This is a genomic window from Bauldia sp. (genome assembly GCF_020442045.1).
In the GTDB taxonomy this organism is placed as follows: Bacteria; Pseudomonadota; Alphaproteobacteria; order Rhizobiales; family Kaistiaceae; genus Bauldia.
Window position 1 is genome coordinate 21,080 of the sequence record NZ_JAGRLA010000086.1, and the last position, 19,280, is coordinate 40,359.

Annotated in this window: 18 protein-coding genes; 7 read left to right on the top strand and 11 right to left on the bottom strand. The window is 65.4% G+C overall.

Features of this window, described 5'->3' with window-relative positions; genetic code table 11:
* Positions 1-24: 24 nt before the first annotated feature.
* The 4 genes from KDJ86_RS09795 to KDJ86_RS09810 all read right to left on the bottom strand — a co-directional run bounded on the left by KDJ86_RS09795 (position 25) and on the right by KDJ86_RS09810 (position 4,695).
* Positions 25-2,208, bottom strand: coding sequence for an RNA degradosome polyphosphate kinase (locus tag KDJ86_RS09795; RefSeq protein WP_521085276.1), 2,184 nt, complete (start codon positions 2,206-2,208; stop codon positions 25-27).
* Positions 2,209-2,315: 107 nt separating this feature from the next.
* Positions 2,316-3,032 carry a P-loop NTPase family protein gene (locus tag KDJ86_RS09800; RefSeq protein ID WP_291745108.1) on the bottom strand — a complete coding sequence of 239 codons (717 nt, stop codon included), beginning with the start codon at positions 3,030-3,032 and terminating at the stop codon, positions 2,316-2,318.
* Positions 3,029-4,114, bottom strand: a complete 1,086-nt coding sequence (locus KDJ86_RS09805; protein WP_291745110.1) for an AI-2E family transporter — start codon at positions 4,112-4,114, stop codon at positions 3,029-3,031. Before KDJ86_RS09805 ends, KDJ86_RS09800 begins: the two co-directional genes overlap by 4 nt.
* Positions 4,111-4,695 (bottom strand): CDP-alcohol phosphatidyltransferase family protein, encoded by a 585-nt coding sequence (locus tag KDJ86_RS09810; protein ID WP_291745111.1) that lies wholly within the window; start codon positions 4,693-4,695, stop codon positions 4,111-4,113. The genes KDJ86_RS09805 and KDJ86_RS09810 overlap by 4 nt, the downstream gene beginning before the upstream one ends.
* Positions 4,696-4,865: 170 nt before the next feature.
* On the opposite strand from KDJ86_RS09810, the gene purM reads away from it, so the two are divergent.
* Both purM and purN read left to right on the top strand, forming a co-directional pair.
* Positions 4,866-5,945: a phosphoribosylformylglycinamidine cyclo-ligase gene (gene purM, locus KDJ86_RS09815; protein WP_291745112.1), complete on the top strand. Its 1,080-nt coding sequence runs from the start codon at positions 4,866-4,868 to the stop codon at positions 5,943-5,945.
* Entirely contained in the window at positions 5,945-6,595 is a 651-nt protein-coding gene (purN, locus tag KDJ86_RS09820; protein ID WP_291745114.1) for a phosphoribosylglycinamide formyltransferase, read from the top strand. The genes purM and purN overlap by 1 nt, the downstream gene beginning before the upstream one ends.
* On the opposite strand, the gene KDJ86_RS09825 is transcribed toward purN, so the two are convergent.
* Entirely contained in the window at positions 6,592-8,712 is a 2,121-nt protein-coding gene (locus KDJ86_RS09825) for a molybdopterin-containing oxidoreductase family protein (protein ID WP_291745115.1), read from the bottom strand. The genes purN and KDJ86_RS09825 overlap by 4 nt on opposite strands.
* Before the next feature lie 201 nt (positions 8,713-8,913).
* Here KDJ86_RS09825 and asnB point away from each other — a divergent pair, with 201 nt between their 5' ends.
* The gene (gene asnB, locus KDJ86_RS09830; protein WP_291745116.1) at positions 8,914-10,461 is read left to right on the top strand and encodes an asparagine synthase (glutamine-hydrolyzing); all 1,548 of its coding nucleotides are present in this window, start codon (positions 8,914-8,916) and stop codon (positions 10,459-10,461) included.
* A 129-nt stretch (positions 10,462-10,590) separates the two neighbouring features.
* Here the strand turns inward: asnB and KDJ86_RS09835 are convergent, their stop codons facing one another.
* The 5 genes from KDJ86_RS09835 to KDJ86_RS09855 are packed head-to-tail and all read right to left on the bottom strand — an operon-like array spanning position 10,591 to position 13,891.
* Positions 10,591-11,139: a nuclear transport factor 2-like protein gene (locus KDJ86_RS09835; protein ID WP_291745117.1), complete on the bottom strand. Its 549-nt coding sequence runs from the start codon at positions 11,137-11,139 to the stop codon at positions 10,591-10,593.
* Positions 11,140-11,163: 24 nt separating this feature from the next.
* Positions 11,164-12,207 (bottom strand): radical SAM/SPASM domain-containing protein, encoded by a 1,044-nt coding sequence (locus KDJ86_RS09840; RefSeq protein ID WP_291745118.1) that lies wholly within the window; start codon positions 12,205-12,207, stop codon positions 11,164-11,166.
* Complete coding sequence (locus KDJ86_RS09845; protein ID WP_291745119.1) at positions 12,200-12,487, bottom strand: PqqD family protein; 288 nt, start codon at positions 12,485-12,487, stop codon at positions 12,200-12,202. Before KDJ86_RS09845 ends, KDJ86_RS09840 begins: the two co-directional genes overlap by 8 nt.
* A gap of 10 nt (positions 12,488-12,497) precedes the next feature.
* Positions 12,498-13,577, bottom strand: a complete 1,080-nt coding sequence (locus KDJ86_RS09850) for a radical SAM/SPASM domain-containing protein (protein ID WP_291745120.1) — start codon at positions 13,575-13,577, stop codon at positions 12,498-12,500.
* The gene (locus KDJ86_RS09855; protein WP_291745121.1) at positions 13,574-13,891 is read right to left on the bottom strand and encodes a putative quinol monooxygenase; all 318 of its coding nucleotides are present in this window, start codon (positions 13,889-13,891) and stop codon (positions 13,574-13,576) included. Before KDJ86_RS09855 ends, KDJ86_RS09850 begins: the two co-directional genes overlap by 4 nt.
* Positions 13,892-14,583: 692 nt before the next feature.
* Here KDJ86_RS09855 and KDJ86_RS09860 point away from each other — a divergent pair.
* The 4 genes from KDJ86_RS09860 (at position 14,584) to KDJ86_RS09875 (ending at position 18,479) form a co-directional block, all read left to right on the top strand.
* Entirely contained in the window at positions 14,584-15,480 is an 897-nt protein-coding gene (locus KDJ86_RS09860) for a sugar-binding transcriptional regulator (RefSeq protein WP_521085277.1), read from the top strand.
* A 210-nt stretch (positions 15,481-15,690) separates the two neighbouring features.
* Positions 15,691-16,614 (top strand): carbohydrate ABC transporter permease, encoded by a 924-nt coding sequence (locus KDJ86_RS09865; RefSeq protein WP_291745123.1) that lies wholly within the window; start codon positions 15,691-15,693, stop codon positions 16,612-16,614.
* An 11-nt stretch (positions 16,615-16,625) separates the two neighbouring features.
* Entirely contained in the window at positions 16,626-17,456 is an 831-nt protein-coding gene (locus tag KDJ86_RS09870) for a carbohydrate ABC transporter permease (RefSeq protein ID WP_291745124.1), read from the top strand.
* 18 nt (positions 17,457-17,474) lie between these two features.
* Positions 17,475-18,479, top strand: a complete 1,005-nt coding sequence (locus KDJ86_RS09875; protein ID WP_291745126.1) for an ABC transporter ATP-binding protein — start codon at positions 17,475-17,477, stop codon at positions 18,477-18,479.
* A gap of 14 nt (positions 18,480-18,493) precedes the next feature.
* On the opposite strand, the gene KDJ86_RS09880 is transcribed toward KDJ86_RS09875, so the two are convergent.
* Positions 18,494-19,219: an SDR family oxidoreductase gene (locus KDJ86_RS09880; protein ID WP_291745128.1), complete on the bottom strand. Its 726-nt coding sequence runs from the start codon at positions 19,217-19,219 to the stop codon at positions 18,494-18,496.
* Positions 19,220-19,280 lie beyond the last annotated feature (61 nt).

Below are 19,280 nucleotides of genomic sequence, written 5' to 3' on the forward strand. Positions count from 1 at the left end.
CCGGGCGCCCTCTCCAGTTCGTGCTCAGCGCCGCTTCGAGCGCTTTCGGAGCGGCTTCGGGGGGTCGGACTTGAGAGATTTTCCACGGCCGGACAGGCTCGGATTCGTCATAAAGAACTGATGCAGGTTGAAAGGCGATTCGCCTTTCCGGGCCATGATGCGTTCCGACGTTCCATCGGACAAGACAGCCCAGCTTTGCTGGTTGTCGGCGAGGTTGGCGACCATGATCTGGCCGAGAATCTGCTCGTGCACGGTCGGATTGAGGATCGGTGCCATCGCCTCGACGCGGCGGTCGAGATTGCGCGGCATCAGATCCGCCGAGCCGATGTAGACGAGCGCCTGCGGTGACGGCAGCGCATGGCCGTTGCCGAAGCAGAATATCCGCGCATGCTCGAGGAAGCGGCCGACGATCGACTTGACCCGGATATTCTCCGACAGGCCGGGAATGCCCGGCCTCAGGCAGCAAATGCCACGAACCACAAGATCGATCTGAACACCGGCGGCGCTGGCATCGTAGAGCGCGTCGATCACCGTCGGGTCGACAAGCGAGTTCATCTTCATCCAGATCGCCGCCGGCCGGCCGGCCCCGGCGTTCGCAACCTCGCCCCCGATCAGCTCGAGGATGCGGCGACGGAGCATGGTCGGCGAAATGGCGATCCGCTCCAGCTCGTCCGGTTCGGCGTAGCCGGTGATGTAGTTGAAAATCCGCGCCACGTCGCGCGCGATCGGCTGGTCGGCGGTGAAGAAAGACAGGTCGGTATAGATGCGCGCGGTGACCGGATGATAGTTGCCGGTGCCGATGTGGACATAGCTCGCCAGCACGCCGGCCTCGCGGCGCACCACCAGCGACAGCTTGGCATGGGTCTTCAGGTCGATGAAGCCGTAGACGACCTGGACGCCCGCGCGTTCGAGGTCGCGGGCCCAGCGGATATTCGCTTCCTCGTCAAAGCGCGCCTTGAGCTCCACCAGCGCGGTGACCGACTTGCCCGCCTCGGCGGCCTCGGCGAGGGCATTGACGATCGGTGAATCGTTCGACGTCCGATAGAGCGTCTGCTTGATCGCGACGACGTTGGGATCGTCGGCCGCCTGCCGGAGGAACTGGAGGACGACGTCGAAGGACTCGTATGGATGGTGAACCACCAGGTCCTTCTGGCGGATGGCGGCGAAGCAGTCGCCGCCCTTCTCGCGGATGCGCTCCGGGAAGCGGGGTGTATAGGGCTTGAATTTCAGCCTCGGCCGGTCGACGTCGACGAGTTGCGACAGGTCGTTCAGCGCAAGGACGCCGTCGACCAGGAATATCTCGTCGCCGCTTACCCCGAGCGCCTTGGCGACGAGCGAGCGCAGGTCCGCCGGCATCGCCGCGTCGATCTCGAGCCGGATGACGGAGCCCCGGCGCCGGCGTTTCAGCGCGCTCTCGAAGAAGCGCACCAGATCCTCCGCCTCTTCCTCGACCTCGATGTCGGAATCGCGGATGACCCGGAAGGCCCCCTGCCCTTCGACCTGGTAGCCCGGGAAGAGCCTCGCGACGAACAGCGTCACCGCCTGCTCGATGCTGATGAAGCGGTCCTTCGCGGCTTCCGTCGGCGGAAGCCGGACGAAACGCCCGAGCGTCGGCGGCATGCGCATCAGCGCCGTCATCCATCTCCCGCCGGCCTTGCGGCTGAGCTGCAGCGCGACGGTCAGTCCCAGATTCGGGATGAACGGGAACGGATGGGCGGGATCGATGGCAAGCGGCGTCAGGGTCGGAAAGACCGATTCAAGGAAGTGCTCCTCGAGCCACACGCGCTCCTCGTCGATGATCTGGCTCGCCTCGACAAGCACGATCCCCTCGTCGGCAAGGTCGCGCCTGAGATTGGCCCATATCGCCTGCTGGTCCTGCGCGAGCACCGAAACCGCGTGGCCGATCTGCGAGAGCTGCTCGCTCAACGACTGGCCGTCATCGCTGATCATCGACAGGCCGCGCCGCTGCTGGCCGATCAGGCCGGCGACGCGCACCATGAAGAACTCGTCGAGGTTGTTTGCCGAAATCGAAAGGAACCGGAGCCGCTCCAGAAGCGGGTGGTGAAGGTTGTTCGCTTCCTCGAGCACCCGCCGATTGAAGTGGAGCCACGATAATTCACGGTTGATGAACCGTTCCGGCAGGCGACGCAGGTGTGCTCCCTCCGTCCGATCGATCTCCGACAGGTCGACTTCGCTCGGCGTGGCGATATCGGGGTTCTTCTGTTCCATGACGCTCTATTCGACGATTTTATACCGGATCGGCCACCGTAGTCACAAAATGTGACGATTTCGCCAAAGCCCGGCGCTCGCGGACCCTACCCGTCGTCCCAGAACCGGCCCTGGCGAACGGCCAGGCGGTCGAGCGCGGCCGCCGCGAGGCGCTTGGTGATTGCCCGGTTCTCGGCCAGCGCGTCCCGGTCGAGCCGATCGGCGACGATATTCGCCGCCTCCAGTGACCGCTCCATGCGCAGCAGGAGGAAGTCGATGACCCCCTTGTCGACCGTCAGCTGGCGGTCCGCGAAGAGCTTCGTCATTACCCGACGGAGCAGGTCGTCGTCCGGTTCGCCGAGCTCGACGCGCTGCGCGGCGCGGAGCCGCGACCTGAGGTCCGGCAGGCCCAGGGGCAGCGTCCCGGCGCCTTGCCGGCTGGTGAGGAGCAGCGGCACATGCTGTTCGCCGGCGATATTGACGAGATGAAACAGCGCCGCCTCGTCGACCGGTCCGGCATGCAGGTCTTCGACCGCGACGGCGCCGGCCGCGGCGAGCCGGGGCGCGTCACCGCGGCCAAGGTCCGCGGCCTCGATGCGCGCGGCACCGCTCTTGGCGGCCCAGATCGCCGTCAGGTGCGTCTTCCCCGCTCCGGGTGGTCCGACGAGCAGCACCCCGCGTTCGGGCCATGCCGGCCACCGGTCTATCGTCCCGATGGCGGCGGCATTAACCGGGCTGACGACGAAATCCTCCCGCCCGAGGGCCGCCTCGTGAGGCAGGCTCAGGATCAGCTGGCGCGCGGTGGGTCGATCGTCGCCGCTCATGTCTCGGGCGGGGCGGGTTCGCCGGCGCTGCCGCGATAGATCGGGCTCGCGAGATACCGTGCCAGCGCGAAGCGCACCAGGACGCCGACGGCCGCCGCCGCCGGGATAGCGACCAGAAGCCCGACGAACCCGAACAGCAGGCCGAAGGCGAACAGCGCGAACATCAGCCAGACCGGATGCAGGCCGACATTGTTGCCGATGAAGAAGGGTTGCAGCACGTAGCCCTCGAGCAACTGGCCGACGACGAACAGCGCCGCCGCCGCGACCGGCCAGATCCAGTCGGGCCAGAACTGGAGAAGCGCGATACCGACGGAGGCGATGAATCCGAGCGTCGAGCCGAGATAGGGCACGAAGCTGATCAGGCCGGCGACCAGGCCGATCAGGAAGCCGAAGTTGATGCCGAGGATGACCAGCCCCGTTGCATAGAAGACGCCGAGCGTCAGCCCGACGAGCGCCTGGCCCCGGACGAAGCCCGCGATCACCCGGTCCATCTCGCGCGCCAGCCTGCGGATCGTGTCGACGTGATCGCGCGGCAGCCAGCTGTCGACGAGACCGATCATCCGGTCCCAGTCGTAGAGGAGATAGAAGGCGACGACCGGCGCGACGACGACGAGGGCGAGGATGTTGATGAAGGCGACGCCGCCGGACCAGAGCGAGCCGACGAGCGTCCCGGCCCAGCTGACTCCCTGGTTGAGGAAGCCCCCGAGCGAGGACCGCACCGCATCCGGATCGACGCCGATGCTCTCGGCCCAGCTGCTGCGCAGCACCGAGTCGACAAGCGCGTCGAAGCGTTCGACATAGGTCGGCATGTTGGCGAGCAGCAGGCCGACCTGATTGACCACCACCGGCAGGACAAGGACGAACAGCGCGACGATCACGACCAGCGACAGCACCATGATGGTCAGCGTCGCCGCAAGTCGGTTCATACCGCGGCGCTGGAACCAGTCGGCCAGCGGGTCGAGAAGATAGGCCATCGCCATCCCGCCGACGAAGGGCAGCAGGATGGTCCTGAAGATGTAGAGGAATACGAGCGCCGCGAGGAGCGCGGCGACCCAGAACGCGATCTGCCTGTCGATCCTCATTCGGGCAGCCTCTCGTCGAGCACCGACGCGCGGCGGTCATCGACGGAGCGGTCGGTCGCCATGTGGCGCACCCAGTCGACCGCATAGAGGAAGGCCGATGCGATCGTCAGGATCCCGACCGCCACCACCATGATGTGGCGAAACATCGCCAGGTCGACGGGGAATGCCAGATCGGCCAGGACCAGGGCCGCGAGAACGATCTGCGCCACCGTATTCAGCTTGGAGACGATCAGCGGCCGCATCGCGACCGGATGCCCAAGCATCCCGGCCAACACCACCGCGCCGATGATCAGAACGTCGCGGCTGACCACGAGGATGGTCACCCAGGTCGGGATCTCGTTGAGGACCGCGAAGGTCACGTAGATCGAGACCAGCAGCGCCTTGTCGGCGAGGGGATCGAGATAGGCGCCGACCACCGAACGCATGTTGAACTGGCGCGCCAGGAATCCGTCGACACCGTCGCTGACGCCCGCCAGCACGAAGATCCAGAACGCCGTCAGCGGTTCGTCCGAGACGATCAGCCAGATCGTCAGCGGGACCAGGAAAAGCCGGCCGATACTGATGAAATTCGGGATCGTCACCTTTGTGCGGACCTTCTGGTCGCCCTGCCGCCGGATTCTGACTGCCCGGCAGGCAAGAAATGGCATTCTCACCGTGGAAAGCCAAGTCGGCAACCGCCCCGGCGCTTGCATTCGCCGGGCCTTGTGGTTGGATGCGCACCACATCGGCCCGGCCATTTGAAGGCGCATATATGACAATACCGAACCGTCGCGCGACCCCGGCGACCTATGCCGAATCCGGCGTCGATATCGACGCCGGGAACGAGCTGGTCGAAGCGATCAAACCCATCGTCCGGACCACCCGTCGGCCCGGCGCCGATGGTGAAATCGGCGGTTTTGGCGGACTTTTCGACCTCGCCGCCTGCGGCTATCGCGATCCGGTCCTGGTTGCCGCGACCGATGGGGTCGGCACCAAGCTGAGGATCGCGATCGAAACCGGCGTCCGCGACGGAATCGGGGTCGATCTTGTCGCCATGTGTGTCAATGACCTCGTCGCCCAGGGGGCCGAGCCGTTGTTCTTCCTCGATTATTTCGCCACCGGAAAGATCGAGACCGAGGTCGCGATGGACGTCATTGCCGGTATTGCCCGGGGCTGCCGGATTGCCGGCGCGGCGCTGATCGGCGGCGAGACCGCGGAAATGCCGGGAATGTACGCGTCGGAGGATTTCGACCTCGCCGGATTCGCGGTCGGCGCGGTCGAGCGGGACGGTATCCTGCCACGCCGCGACATCGCAGCCGGCGACGTGATCCTCGGGCTTGCCTCCTCGGGCGTTCATTCCAACGGCCTGTCGCTGGTCCGGCTGATCGTCGCCCGGTCGGAGATGCCCTACGATTTCCCCTCGCCCTTCGGCAGCTCGACGCTCGGGCGGTCGCTGCTCACGCCGACCCGCATCTACGTCAAGCCGCTGATCGCCGCGATCCGCGATCCCGGCGGCGTCAAGGCCCTCGCCCATATCACCGGCGGCGGGCTGGTCGACAACGTTCCGCGCGCCCTGCCCGACCACCTCGCGGCGCGGATCGACCTCGGCCTCATCGACGTTCCGCCGGTCTTCCGCTGGCTCGCCGAGACCGGGCCGCTCGAGGAAGCGGAGATGCTGAGGACCTTCAACTGCGGTGTCGGCATGGTGGTGATCGCGGCCGCCGATCGCGCCGACGCCCTCGCGACCGCTCTCGGCGACGCCGGAGAGACCGTCTACCGCCTCGGGACGATCGAGGATCGCGCCGCGGCGCCGGTCGTCTTCGACGGCAAGCTCGATCTCGGGACGGGCTGATGGAGCGCCGCCGGACCGCCATCCTGATTTCGGGGCGCGGCAGCAACATGAGCGCCCTCGCCGCGGCGGCGATGGAGCCGGACTACCCGGCCGAGATATCCCTCGTCGTCTCGAACCGGCCGGATGCAGCGGGGCTGGTGCGCGCCCGCGAGATGGGGATTGCCATCGACGTCGTCGATCACAAGGCCTTTGGCGACAAGGCGGCTTTCGAGGCGGCCCTCACCGCGACGCTCGAGCGTGCCGGCACCGAGATCGTCTGCCTGGCGGGCTTCATGCGGCTCCTTTCCGAGGATTTCGTCCACCGCTGGCATGACCGGCTGATCAACATCCATCCATCGCTCCTGCCCGCCTTTACCGGCCTGAACACCCACGTCCGGGCCCTCGACGCCGGCGTCAAGCTGCATGGCTGCACCGTCCATTACGTCCGCGCCGCGATGGACAACGGCCCGATCATCGGACAGGCCGCCGTCCCGGTGCTGCCGGGCGACACGCCGGAGGCACTGGGAGACCGGGTGCTCGCCGCCGAGCACCAGCTCTACCCGAGGGCCCTCGCCCTTGTCGCCAGGGAGGAAGTCCGGGTCGTCGACGAGCTGGTCCGCTTCTCGACGCCGCCCGCCAAGCCGCCGGGCATGCTGCTGTCGATCGGCTAGCCTGTGGCGGGGCCGGCCACCTCGATCCACACCCGGTTGTCGTGGAAGGCGGCGCCCCCATAGGGGGCGATGGGATCGGCGCCGGTCAGCGTGTTGATGCCGCGGCCGTCGACGAAGGTGGCATTGGCCCACACGCCTTCCGAGATCAACACGCCGCGGCACACCCCGTCGAAATACCGGGCGTGGAGCCTCACCCTGCCCCGCTCGTTGCCGAGACGCACTTCGGAGCCGTCGGCGATCCCGCGCTCGGCCGCGTCGAGCGGGTGGATCATGACCTCGGGCCTGCCTCCCTCCTTGGCGCGGGACGACGGCGTCTCGTTGAAGCTCGAATTGAGGAAGGAGCGCGCCGGCGACGTCGCCAGCCTGAAGGGATGCGCCGCGTCGACCTCCTCGATCGCCGTGAAGTGATCTGGAAAGCTCGGCAGCGTCGGCCATGGTCCCATCGGACCGTTATTCGGCGCATCGACGCTGGTCCAGTCCGGCTTGAAGTGGAACCTGCCGTCAGCATGGCCGAAGCCGTCGAGATAGTGGGACGTCCGGAAATCCGGCTGGCAGTCGATCCATTTCGCGGCTTCGAGCTCGGCCAGCGTTCCCCGCCCTGACTGGCGGAGCATCCAGTCGATATGCTCGCGTTCGCTCATGCCGAAGCCGGGATGGTCCGCGCCGAGCCGTTCGGCGAGCCCGGCGAAGACCTGGTGGTTGGTGCGGCATTCGCCCGGCGGCTCGACCAGCTTGGGGCCGAACAGGATATGCTGGTGGCCACCGCCGCGATAGATGTCGTCATGCTCCATGAACATGGTCGCCGGCAGCACGATATCGGCCATCGCCGCCGTCTCGGTCATCACCTGCTCATGGACGCAGACGAACAGGTCGTCGCGCGCGAAGCCGGCGCGCACTTTCTCCTGATCCGGCGCGACCGACATCGGGTTGGTGTTCTGGATCAGCATCGCCGTGACCGGTGGCCCGTCGAACAGGACCTCCGGCTCGCCGCACAGCACCGCGCCGATCCGCGACTGGTCGAGGCGCCGGGTCGCCGGGTCGCAGAGTTCGTGCGCCTCGATCATCCGCTTGTCGAGGTTGAAGATCGCGCCATTGGTATGGAAGGCGCCCCCGCCCTCGTATTGCCAGGCGCCGGTCACGGCGGCGATCGAGGATGCCGCATGCATGGACACGGCGCCGCTCCGCGAACGCGTGAAGCCGTAGCCGAGCCGGAAAAAGGTCCGCTTGGTGGTGCCGACGGCCCTGGCGAAGGCTTCGATCTCCTCGATACCGAGGCCGGTGATCGCAGCCGCCCATTCCGGCGTCCGCGAGGCGAGATGCGCCTCGAGCTCGTCCGGGAAATCGGTGTAGCGCGCGAGGTAGTCGCGATCGGCGTGGCCGTCGCGGAAGAGAATATGCATGACCGCGCAGGCCAGCGCCGCATCGGTTCCGGGCCGCAGGCAGAGCGCGATATCGGCCTGCTTCATCGTCTCGTTGCGGTAGACGTCGACCACCGCGATCCGGGCGCCCCGCTCCTTTCGGGCGCGGATGGCATGGGTCATCACGTTGACCTGGGTGGCGACCGCGTTGGTGCCCCAGATCACGACGAGGTCGGATTTCGCCATCTCGCGCGGATCGGGGCCGGCGAGCTTGCCGGTTCCGGCGGCGTAGCCGGCATGGGCGGGGTTGGTGCAGATCGTGTCGAACTGCCGCGAGTAGCGTTTGGCGTGGCGGAGGCGATGGATGCCGTCGCGCTGCACCAGGCCCATGGTGCCCGCGTAGAAGTAAGGCCAGACGGTCTGCGAGCCGAACCGCTCCTCCGCCTCCAGGAAGGCCCGGGCGACGGCGTCGAGGGCATCGTCCCAGCCGATCCGCTCCCAGGCATTCGTGTCGCGCCAGTCGGAATTACCCTTTTCTCCTTTCCGACGAAGGGGATAGAGCAATCGGTTCGGATTGTGAATCCGCTCGGCATAGCGTGCCACCTTGGCGCAGATCACGCCCGCCGTGTAGTCGAGATCCGCCGCGCCACGCACCCTGCCGATGCCGCCGTCGATCAGCTCCACCTCGAGCGCGCATGTCGACGGACAGTCATGCGGACAGGCAGTGTGGCCGAGGCGGTTCGGCAATGGGCGGTTCATGGAGGCGGCTCCAGCATCAACGGGGCGACGGTCCATCCCGTTCCTTCGGCTTCGCATCCGAGCGGCGAATGGTCAATCCCGGGTGGTGATCGCGCCCGGCACCTTCCGCCGCCTGATGGTTGATTCCCATGACCCGGACGCATAGGTCTATGCCCTGTCTCCATCCCGCCCCATCTCCCCGACAGACCAGCAGGACGCGCCATGTGCGGCTTCATTTGCCTTTGGAACATCGACGACGAGGCGCTCGCCCGCCGGATGATCGACAAGATCGCCCACCGCGGGCCCGACGAGGTCGGTATCCACCGGTCGCCCAACGTGCCGGCGGTGATGGCCCATTGCCGGCTGTCGATCATCGGCCCCGCGGACGGAAGCCAGCCGATCTACAGCGCCGACAACATCCTCGTCGCCAACGGCGAAATCTACAACTATGCCGACCTGCGGGCGATCCTCGGCGAGAGCGCCTTCGAGACGATGAGCGACAGCGAAACGATCCTGCATCTCTTCCGGTCCGACCGCCTGCGCTGGATCGCCAAGCTCGACGGCATGTTCGCCTTCGTCTTGGCGACGCCGACACGGATCATCGCCGCCCGCGACCCGCTTGGCATCAAGCCGCTCTACATGGCCCGCATCGACGGCGGCCTCGCCTTCGCTTCCGAGCTCAAGGCGTTCGACGGACTCGACCTCGACCCGGCCGACGTCGAGGCCATCGACCCCGGCGGCATGTACGATTCCCGAGACGGTTTCCGCGAATGGTACCGCATGCCCCAGGGCGCCGCCGAACTCGGGGCCGGCGAAGACCCCGAGCCGATCTGGCGGGAATTGCGGCTGGTGCTGGAAGCGGCAGTGCGCAAGTGGATGGTCGCCGACGTCGAGATCGGCTCGTTCCTGTCGGGCGGGCTCGACTCCTCGGTGATCGCGGCGCTTGCCGCCAGCGCCATCGACCGGCCGCTCAAGACCTTTGCGGTCGGGACCGAAGGCAGTCCCGATCTCGCCGCGGCGCGGCGGGTGGCGGAGCATATCGGCTCCGATCATCACGAGCTTGTCTTCACCGCCGAAGACCTGGCCCGGGTGCTGCCCGAGGTCGTCTATCACCTCGAAAGCGCCGACGTGGACCTGGTGCGCAGCGCCATGCCGACGTGGTTCGCCACGACGCTGGCCCGCCGCCACGTCAAGGCGGTGCTGACCGGCGAAGGCGCCGACGAGCTGTTCGCGGGCTACACCTATCACCACGCCTATGCCCGCAAGCCGCGGGCGCTGGCCGACGAGCTCACCCGCGCGCTCGGCACCATGCACAACATCAACCTGCAGCGTGTCGACCGCATCACCATGGCGCGGGGGCTGGAGGCCCGCACGCCTTTCCTCGACCGCGACCTGATCGACTTCGCCCAGTCGATCCCCGCTTCCCTGAAGATGAAGATCACCGAGGGAGCGGGAAGTGGAACGACGGAGAAGTGGATCCTGCGCAAGGCCTGCCAAGACCTGCTGCCGGCCGATCTGGTCTGGCGCCAGAAGGCACAATTTGACGAGGGAAGCGGCACGGTCGATGCGCTGGACCAGGCCCTGTCGCTGATAACCGGCGAACCGACCGTCGGCCGCGAGGCGGAGGGGCGGCTCTACGACGAGCTGCTCCGCGCGCGCTACCGAAACCCCGATCTGATCCTGCGGCATGCCGGGATGTGGACCGCCGAGCGCGTGGCGGTGCCGGAGATAGGGGAAGGCGCCGTCGCCGACGCCGTCCCTGCGAGCTGATCGGGCCGGGAGGACGGCCCGGCCCTTGCGCGTCACATCCGCCCGCTGCGTCAGGCGCGCTTCGGATCGAGCGTCGCCGTGTAGAGCTCGGCGTCGTCGCGATCCATCAGCCGGACGGTAATGGATGCTTCAGACCACCGCCCATGCCGCGAGAGATAGCCGGCCGATGTCGTCGACCGTCAGTCCTTCGAGGCGCAATCCGTCGGCCTGCTCCGCTTTCGGCGACATGACGACCTTCAGTGACGCTATGCGGTCACCCTTGAAGGTGAATGTGTGATTGCCCGAGACTTCGAACCCGCGCTCATCATTGGTGCCGATGATCGTGGTCCAGCCGACGGCGTAGCGATCCGGGTCGTCTGACACGCCCTCGCGATCGAGGCCGCGAATGCGGTTGACGTGTGTTTCCACCATCCCCAACGCCGCGTCCCGCAGGCCCGAGTCGTCGCTCTGGCCATTGAATGCGAGCGGCATGCCGGACGCCTTGAGCCGGTTGCTGTAGAGAGTGCGGATTGCGTTTCGGCCGACGAACGTCCCGACCAAAGGGGGGGCGCCGGCAAATTCGAAGACACCCTCCTCGTCCCATAGTTCAGTCAACTGGTCGACCGCGTTCTCGCTTCCGGATCGCAGATCCCGGATGTAGTTGAAGTACCGGTCGACAATCTCCTCTCTCGACTGCATTGCCATGACTCACCTCTCTCGGCGTTATTGCAGAGCGTCCCTCTGCGGTTCGGGAATCCAGCACCTTGGATCCGTAGCGAACGGATTTCCGGTGTGGGCATATGCAACGGCGCGGCATCCTCCGCACCTCTCGCGCACCGCGCAGGCGTGGCAGGCTCCCTGGAGTTTGCTCCGATCCTGGAACGCCTGGATAAGCGGCGAGCCTGTCCAGATTTCGCGGAAGGGGGCGCGCCGGATATTCCCTATCTTGATGGGCAGGAGCACACAGGGCAGCACCGCGCCGTCTGCCGTGACGCATCCCTGGCCGCGTCCGGCTTGGCACCCGGCGAATGCGGGCATGTTCTCCGCCTCACAGTCCACGAGAACCTCTTGGGCGAGATGCGTCGTGATCTCGAGGCGGCCGGAGAATTGTTCCTTGAGCCGGGCGCACCGCCGGATGATGTTCCGCCAGGCGCCGTCACCAGGATCGAGGCTGTTCCTGCCGCGACCGGTCGCCACGAACCGCGACAGGTTGAGGCGCCGGATGCCGGTACCCGACAGGAATTCGACGAAGGCCTCGAGGGAATGATGGTTGAGCGTCGTTATCGTGCAGCAAACGTGTACTCTCAGGCCGGCGTCACGCCCCGTGCGAATGGTCTTGAGCACGCGGTCAAACAGGCCCGGCCATTGGCGAAGCTCGTCGTGCTGGTCGGCGAATCCGTCAAGGCTCACCTGAATCCGGTCGAGGCCGAGCTCGGCGAGCTTTTGCGCGCGCGCGGGCGTCAGTTTCGCGCCGTTTGTGGCAATGCCGACCGTCATGCCGCGCATTTTCGCGTGGGCGATGATCTCCAGCATGTCGCGCCGAAGAAGCGGTTCGCCGCCGGAGATGCCGAAGTCGATCACTCCGGCGGCGGTGAGTTGATCTATGAGGTTCTTCGCCTCGTCGGTATTCAACTCGTCGGGGGAGCGCCGCGCGGAGTTCGAAGAGCAATGAAGGCACCGTGCGGTGCAAGCGTCGGTGGCAAGCCACACGACGTGGTATGGCGTCTCCGGGATGAACACCTGAGAGGCTTCGCGGACCCTAGCCATGGGTTCTCTCCAGAAGGCCGCGCGTCTCGAGTTCACCGAGGAATTGGAGCAATCTGCCGCGAACCTCGTCCGGTTGCGCCTTGAACGAGGGCGCCAGGTCCTCCGTAATCTCGTCGATGGTCTTGATGCCGTCGCAACGTGAGAAGACGGCGTGGCCGGTTGGCGGGATGAGGTGGAGTTCGTCGGTGTGCGAGTTGTAGAAAAGGTAGTCGCCCTTCTGAGGTCGGATGACGACCCACTTCGCTGCCTCGAAGATCGTTGCCCCGGTGACAACGGACATGGTCACCTCCTCAGATGGGAAGACCCTCGCCTGAAGCGAACAGGGCCGATATGTCAGGCGTGTGGTGCCGGACCCAGCAATGTGGATCGCCGGCAAGGGGATCGCCGCCGCTATATGCATACGCCACGGCGCGACAGCCGCCGCAGGTCGCGATGTGCTCGCAATCCCCGCAGTTTCCGGTGACATGGCCCTTGCGCTCCCGGAACTGGTGGAGGAGCTGGGCGTTGGCCCACATCGCCTTGAACGAGGTATCGGAGACACGTCCGATTTCTGTCGGAAGGAAGACGCAAGGGGTCACGCGCCCATCCGGCAGTATGCGGGCGACCAGTCTTCCCGCACCGCAGCCGACATATTTCCGCTGCTCCTCCTCGGCAACGAGGAGGGCAACCCGGCAATCGTGCCACATGATTTCCATGCGATCCTTGTAATCTTCGCGTGCGTCAATCCATTCCTGGAGGGTCTGCCGGAGCTCGTCGGGGGTCAGGGCGAGATCAATCGTCCCCCGTCCCGCGGGAACGTATTCGGACAGGTTGACGGCGTCGGCACCGAGTTCGCAGGCGAGGTCGATAACGGCGCGGCCATGGCGCCAGTTCAGGCGAGTCGGCGTGAAGCCGACGACCACCCTGATGCCGCGCTCGGCAAGCATCCGCACGGCCCTGACCGCTTTCGCATGCAGGCCCTGAAGCTGGCGGAAGTGGTCGTGGATATCCGGCCGATGGCTGTCGATGCTGATCGTGACGCTCTTGACGCCGAGGCGGCGCAGCGTATCCGCGTTGCGCGCGGTGATACTCGAGCCGTTGCTGCCGACATTGACGTTGAGCCCGCGTTCGACCGCGTGTCCGACCAGCTCTTTCCAATGACGGTGCATCAACGGCTCCCCGCCGGAGAATGCCAGGACGAGCACGCCCGCATCCGCGAGCTGATCGATCAGATCCAGAGCGTCCGCAAGCGGCATCACGGCCGACGGATCCGCCTCGGGACCGGAGCTCGAATAGCAATGGAGGCATTTTGCATTGCACTTGTGCGTGATCTCCCAGGCCACGTAGAGAGGGGCGGAGAACGCGGCGAACGTGCTGTCAGTCCCGGTCATTGGCTCCCCCCGTCCTTGATCTCGGCGGTAAGGTCCAGGTAGCGCTCCACCTCCGGCGGCTCGATCAGCAGATCCCGCCACTGCGCGATAAAGGCTCTCATCTGCGGGTCTTGGGAAAGACGCGCATCGTCGAGCTGGAGCGCGCGCTCGGAGTCATACTCGACGATCTCGATAAAACGCCCAGGCCGATCGAGGCTTTGCAACAGCCTGATCCCGACACCCGGCAGCGACTCGTAGAATGGGGTCGCCTCCCGCAGGAAACGCTTCAGGTCGCGTCCCGTGGCGTCCCTGCAATTCAACCCGAGGTGCAACATGACGGGGCCTCTTGTTGCTGACATGCTTCCCTCTCAACCCATGATAGGTGCTACTGATCGCGGGGCTTTGACATGAATCAACAAATCGGCGGCTTTGATGCCAGATCGTGCCATCGAGGCCTTCGGGCTGCCGGTTGAGCATCCCGCCCTGCCGGGCATTGAGATGACCATCCCGGTGCGCCGCCCAGGAGCGCGCCCCGGCGGGGACAGTCGCGGGGATGCCGTCAGCGCCGCCGAGGGCATGGTCGAGGCAACCCAGCAACCATGTCGGCCCCGGCGTGATCTCAAGGTCGCCTTTCGGAGATGCGCGACGCCCGCCTTGGGAACAGGATCGATCCCCTCCCCGCCATCGGACCAGGTCAGGAACGCATCCATCTCACGTCGAGCGATGCCGCCGCTCCGTCCGTCGACGGCGATCCCCGTCGTCCCGCTCCGCCCGGTCGGGAAGCCCGCGGCATGCCAGCCGAAGAGGCGCCCGTCGGTCAGCGCCGCATCGCCGCGCGATTGATGAAGCGGCCCATTTTTTCTTCCGCGGCGCAGCCGGCGGCAGGTCTGGCCGTCAATTCCGGTCCCGGCGTCGCCATTGAGGCCCGGACATGTTTCGTGTACCCTTTTTGGGATCTAATCCATGCCGCAAGCAGAATCTGGAAACGAAGCTGCCCCTCGACCTGTCTTCGCGTGCCACGCTGCACATGGTGGCAAAGCTGCATTATGAGGCAGACATGGCGCAGGTCGAAATTGCGCGCAAGCTCAACGTGTCGACCTCCACCGTGTCCCGCCTGCTGCACAAGGCCCGTGCGCTCGGCATCGTTCGCATCGAGGTGCTGGATCCGGTCGTCCCCGAAGAAATCACCGAGCGGCTCGCCGAGGCGCTCGGCCTGAAGGCCGCCGCGGTGATCGATACGCCCTCGACCGGCATTCTCGCGGCGCTGACGACGCCGCTGCGCGACCTGCTGCGCCAGGCCGATCTGAAACCCAGCTCGGTGATCGGCATCGGCTGGGGACGGGCAGTGCGCGAAGTGATCCAGGCCGGCCTGCCGCGCATGCCGGACGTCCATGTCGTCGCGCTCAACGGCGGCCACCAGGAATCGGCGCCGCATCTGCAGATAAACGAATTCGTGCGCAACGCTGCCGAGCAGACCGGCGGCAAGGCGCATTTCATGCACGCGCCCTATTTCTCCAGCGCCTCCCTGCGCGACGCCTTTCTCGGTGATCCGGGGATCCGCGAAAAGGTCGATCTGTGGGACCGCATCGACTGCACGATTGTCGGCGTCGGACTGCATCACCGCGATGCCGATCCCGAAAGCCACAGCCTCCTCCGGGATGACAGCCTGTCGGCCGACGCCGTCGGTGACGTCATCCGCCATTATTTCGATGTCCAGGGCAATGTCGTGCCCTGGGACGGCGAAGGCCGCATGATCGCCGCCTCGGTCGACCAGCTGCGCAATGCCCGGCTGTCGATCGGGGTCGCCGTCTCGGTCGAAAAAGCGCCTTCGATCATCGGCGCCGTGCGGTCGCGCATGATCAATGCCCTGGTGACCGACACGTCAACGGCGCTGGCGATTCTCGAACGGACCGGTAGCCACTGACAACGCCGCCTTGCCGCTGCGACCGCGCTCGGCCGGCCGGCGATTTGTTGCGGTTGCAATTCATTGCAGAAATGCGTTACACCCCTCGGCGAGTCGGGACCTTGCGGTCCCGGAACCTCCTGTCGCGCGAACTGTCGGCGCTGCGGGAAGCAGGCGGGAGGGCCGGCTTCGAGGTTCCAAAAAAGTCGTTCGCAAAGCCCGGGGGAGCGCATGGCGACGAAACGTTCACGGTCCGCGGCCCGCCTGATGATTTCGCCGGCGGTCATCCTGCTGCTGGCCTGGATGATCATTCCGCTTGCCCTGACGCTCTATTTTTCCTTCCTCAGGTTCAACCTGATGATGCCGTCCGGCAACGAGATGGTGATCGGCCTGTTCGGCAAGGGCCTGCATGTGCCCAGTCCGCGCGACCTGACCGGTTGGAGCAACTATTACTGGTTCGTCACGGATCCGACCTTCCAGGCGGCGATCATCAACACGCTGCTGCTTGTCGGCGGCGTCCTTGCGATCACGGTTGTCGGCGGCATTGCCTTTTCGCTGCTGCTCGACCTGCCGATGTGGGGCCGCGGCGTCATCCGCATCATGGTGATTGCGCCGTTTTTCGTCATGCCCACCGTGTCGGGCCTTGTCTGGAAGAACATGTTCATGAACCCGGTCAACGGGTTCTTCGGCCATATCGCAAAAGCCCTCGGATTTCAGCCGATCGACTTCTTTTCCGAGATTCCGCTTTTGTCGATCATCTTCATCCTGGCATGGGAATGGCTGCCCTTTGCGACCCTTATCCTGTTCACGGCAATGCAGTCGCTTGACCAGGAACAGTTGGAGGCCGCCGAGATGGACGGCGCCAAATGGCCGTCCCGCTTCATCTTCATCATGCTGCCGCACCTGGCGCGGGCGATCACCGTGGTGATCCTGATCGAGACGATTTTCCTGCTGTCGGTGTTTGCCGAAATTCTCGTGACGACCAACGGGGGGCCGGGCGTTTCGACGACCAACCTGACCTACATGATCTACGTTTCCTCGCTGCTGCAATTTGACGTCAGCATGGGCAGCGCGGGCGGCGTGATCGCGATCATCTTGGCCAATATCGTCGCGATCTTCCTGATGCGGATGATCGGCAAGAATCTCGACGCCTGAGGGAGTGAGCGATGGCACGCGCCGTCTCGAAGAAACGCAAGGCCGCCTACACTGCCCTGGCCGGCATGCTTGGCCTGTGCATGTTCTTTCCGGTGATCTGGATCCTGGTCCTGTCCTTCAAGTCGGAGACCGATGCGGTCCGCACGCCGTACCAGATCCTGACATCGGGCTGGACGCTGGAGAGCTATGCGGCCGTACAGGAGCGCTCGGACTATTTCCTCCATTTCACCAACTCGGTCATCATTGCGCTCGGCTCGACGCTGATCGCCCTGCTTATCGCGGTTCCCGCAGCCTGGGCGATGGCCTTTGTGCCCAAGAAGCACACCAAGGACGTCCTGATGTGGATGTTGTCGACGAAGATGCTGCCGCCCGTCGGGGTCCTGGTGCCGTTCTACCTGATCTTTCGCGATCTCGGGATCCTCGACAGCCGCAGCGGTCTCGTCTTCATGCTGATGATGGTCAACCTGCCGATCGTCATCTGGATGCTCTACACCTATTTTCGCGAGATCCCGGCCGAGATTCTGGAAGCGGCGCGCATGGACGGGGCGCGCCTGCGCCAGGAGGTCCTGTATGTGCTGGCGCCGATGGCGGTTCCGGGCATGGCGTCGACCGTCCTGCTCAACATCATTCTGGCGTGGAACGAGGCCTTCTGGACGCTGAACCTCTCGACCGTGAACGCGGCGCCGTTGACTGCCTTCATCGCCAGCTATTCAAGCCCGGAGGGGCTGTTTTACGCCAAGCTCAGCGCGGCATCGATCATGGCGATCGCGCCGATCCTCGTCATGGGCTGGTTCAGCCAGAAGCAACTTGTGCGCGGCCTCACCTTCGGCGCGGTCAAATAACATCACGGACACCTCACAATGGGCCAACTTGAACTCAACCAGGTCTCGAAGAGCTTCGGCGATGTCGAAGTCATCCGTCCGCTGGACCTGACAATCGATGACGGCGAGTTCGTCGTCTTTGTCGGTCCCTCGGGCTGCGGCAAGTCGACCCTTTTGCGCCTGATCGCCGGCCTTGAGGATGTGACATCCGGCCGGCTGCTGATCGACGGCAAGGATGCCACCGACATTCCGCCGGCGCGGCGCGGCCTGGCCATGGTGTTCCAGAGCTATGCGCTTTATCCGCACATGTCGGTGCGCAAGAATATTGCCTTTCCGCTGCGCATGGCCGGCATGGACAAGGCGGAGCGGGAACAGCGGGTCTCGAAGGCGGCGGCCGTGCTGAACCTGACCGACTATCTCGACCGGCGGCCGGGCCAGTTGTCGGGCGGCCAAAGGCAGCGCGCCGCGATCGGACGGGCGATCGTGCGCGAACCGGCGGCCTTCCTGTTCGACGAACCGCTTTCCAACCTTGACGCCGCCCTGCGCGCCGGCATGCGCCTCGAGATCAGCGAGCTGCACAAGCGCCTCGCCACCACCATGATCTATGTCACCCATGACCAGGTCGAGGCGATGACGATGGCCGACAAGATCGTGGTGCTGCAATCGGGGGTGATCGAACAGGTCGGCTCGCCGCTCGACCTTTACCGCGAGCCGCGCAACACCTTCGTCGCCGGCTTCATCGGCAGCCCGAAAATGAATCTCATCGAGGGACCGCAGGCCGAACAACATGGCGCCCACACGATCGGCATTCGCCCCGAGCATGTCGACGTGTCAGCGGATGAAGGCACATGGAGCGGTACGGTCGGCCTTTCGGAGCATCTGGGCAGCGACACGTTTTTTCACGTTGCCGTCGACTGGCTGCCGACACCGCTGACGGTTCGCGCCGGCGGCGAGGTCAACCTGCATCACAACGACCGGATCTACCTGACGCCGAACCTCAACAACCTGCACCGCTTCGACGCGCAGGGGCAGCGCCTGCCCTGACCCGTCACGCGGCGTCAGGCATCGACATTGGTCGGCAGCACGATCACGTCATGGATCGTCACATTGCGCGGGCGGGTGAGCATGAACATCACCGCCTGCGCCACCTGGTCCGGCTCGATCAGCGCTCCGGCCGCCTTGGCCGCATCCAGCCGGTCCTGCTCCCAGTCGGCAAGAAGGGCGGAAATCACCGGGCCTGGTGACACCTGCGACACGCGAATGCCGTGGCCGTTGACCTGGCGCCGCACGGTCTGCGTAAAACACGTCACGGCCCATTTGGAGGCCGAATAGACCGGTTCGTGCCTGATCGCGCTGTGCCCGGCCAGCGAGCTCGTCACCACGATGTCGCCGGTGCCACGGCCGATCATGTGCGGCAGCACCGCATGCACATTCTTGATGACGGCATTGATGTTGAGATTGAGCATCCGGTCGATGGTCGCCGCATCGGTGTCGACCAGATCACCGCCGATATAGGTGCCGGCATTGCAATGAAGAATATCGATGTGACCGGTCTTTTCCAGAATCTGCGGGACCATCGCCGCGCAGCTTTCCGGATCGAGCAGATCCGTCACCTGGGCGATCATCTTGCCGCCCCATTTGTCCGCAAGCGCCGCAAGCGCCTCTTCGTCACGGTCAACCATGACAACCGTCGCCCCGGCCCCCATCATCGCTTCACTTGACGCCAGCCCGATACCCGAGGCAGCGCCGGTGACCACGGCAATCTTGTCTTGCAATTCGTTCATGACGGTTTCTCCGCTTGCAGGCTGTGCTGGGCAACAAGGGCGTGGGGGCTAGAAGGCGCCG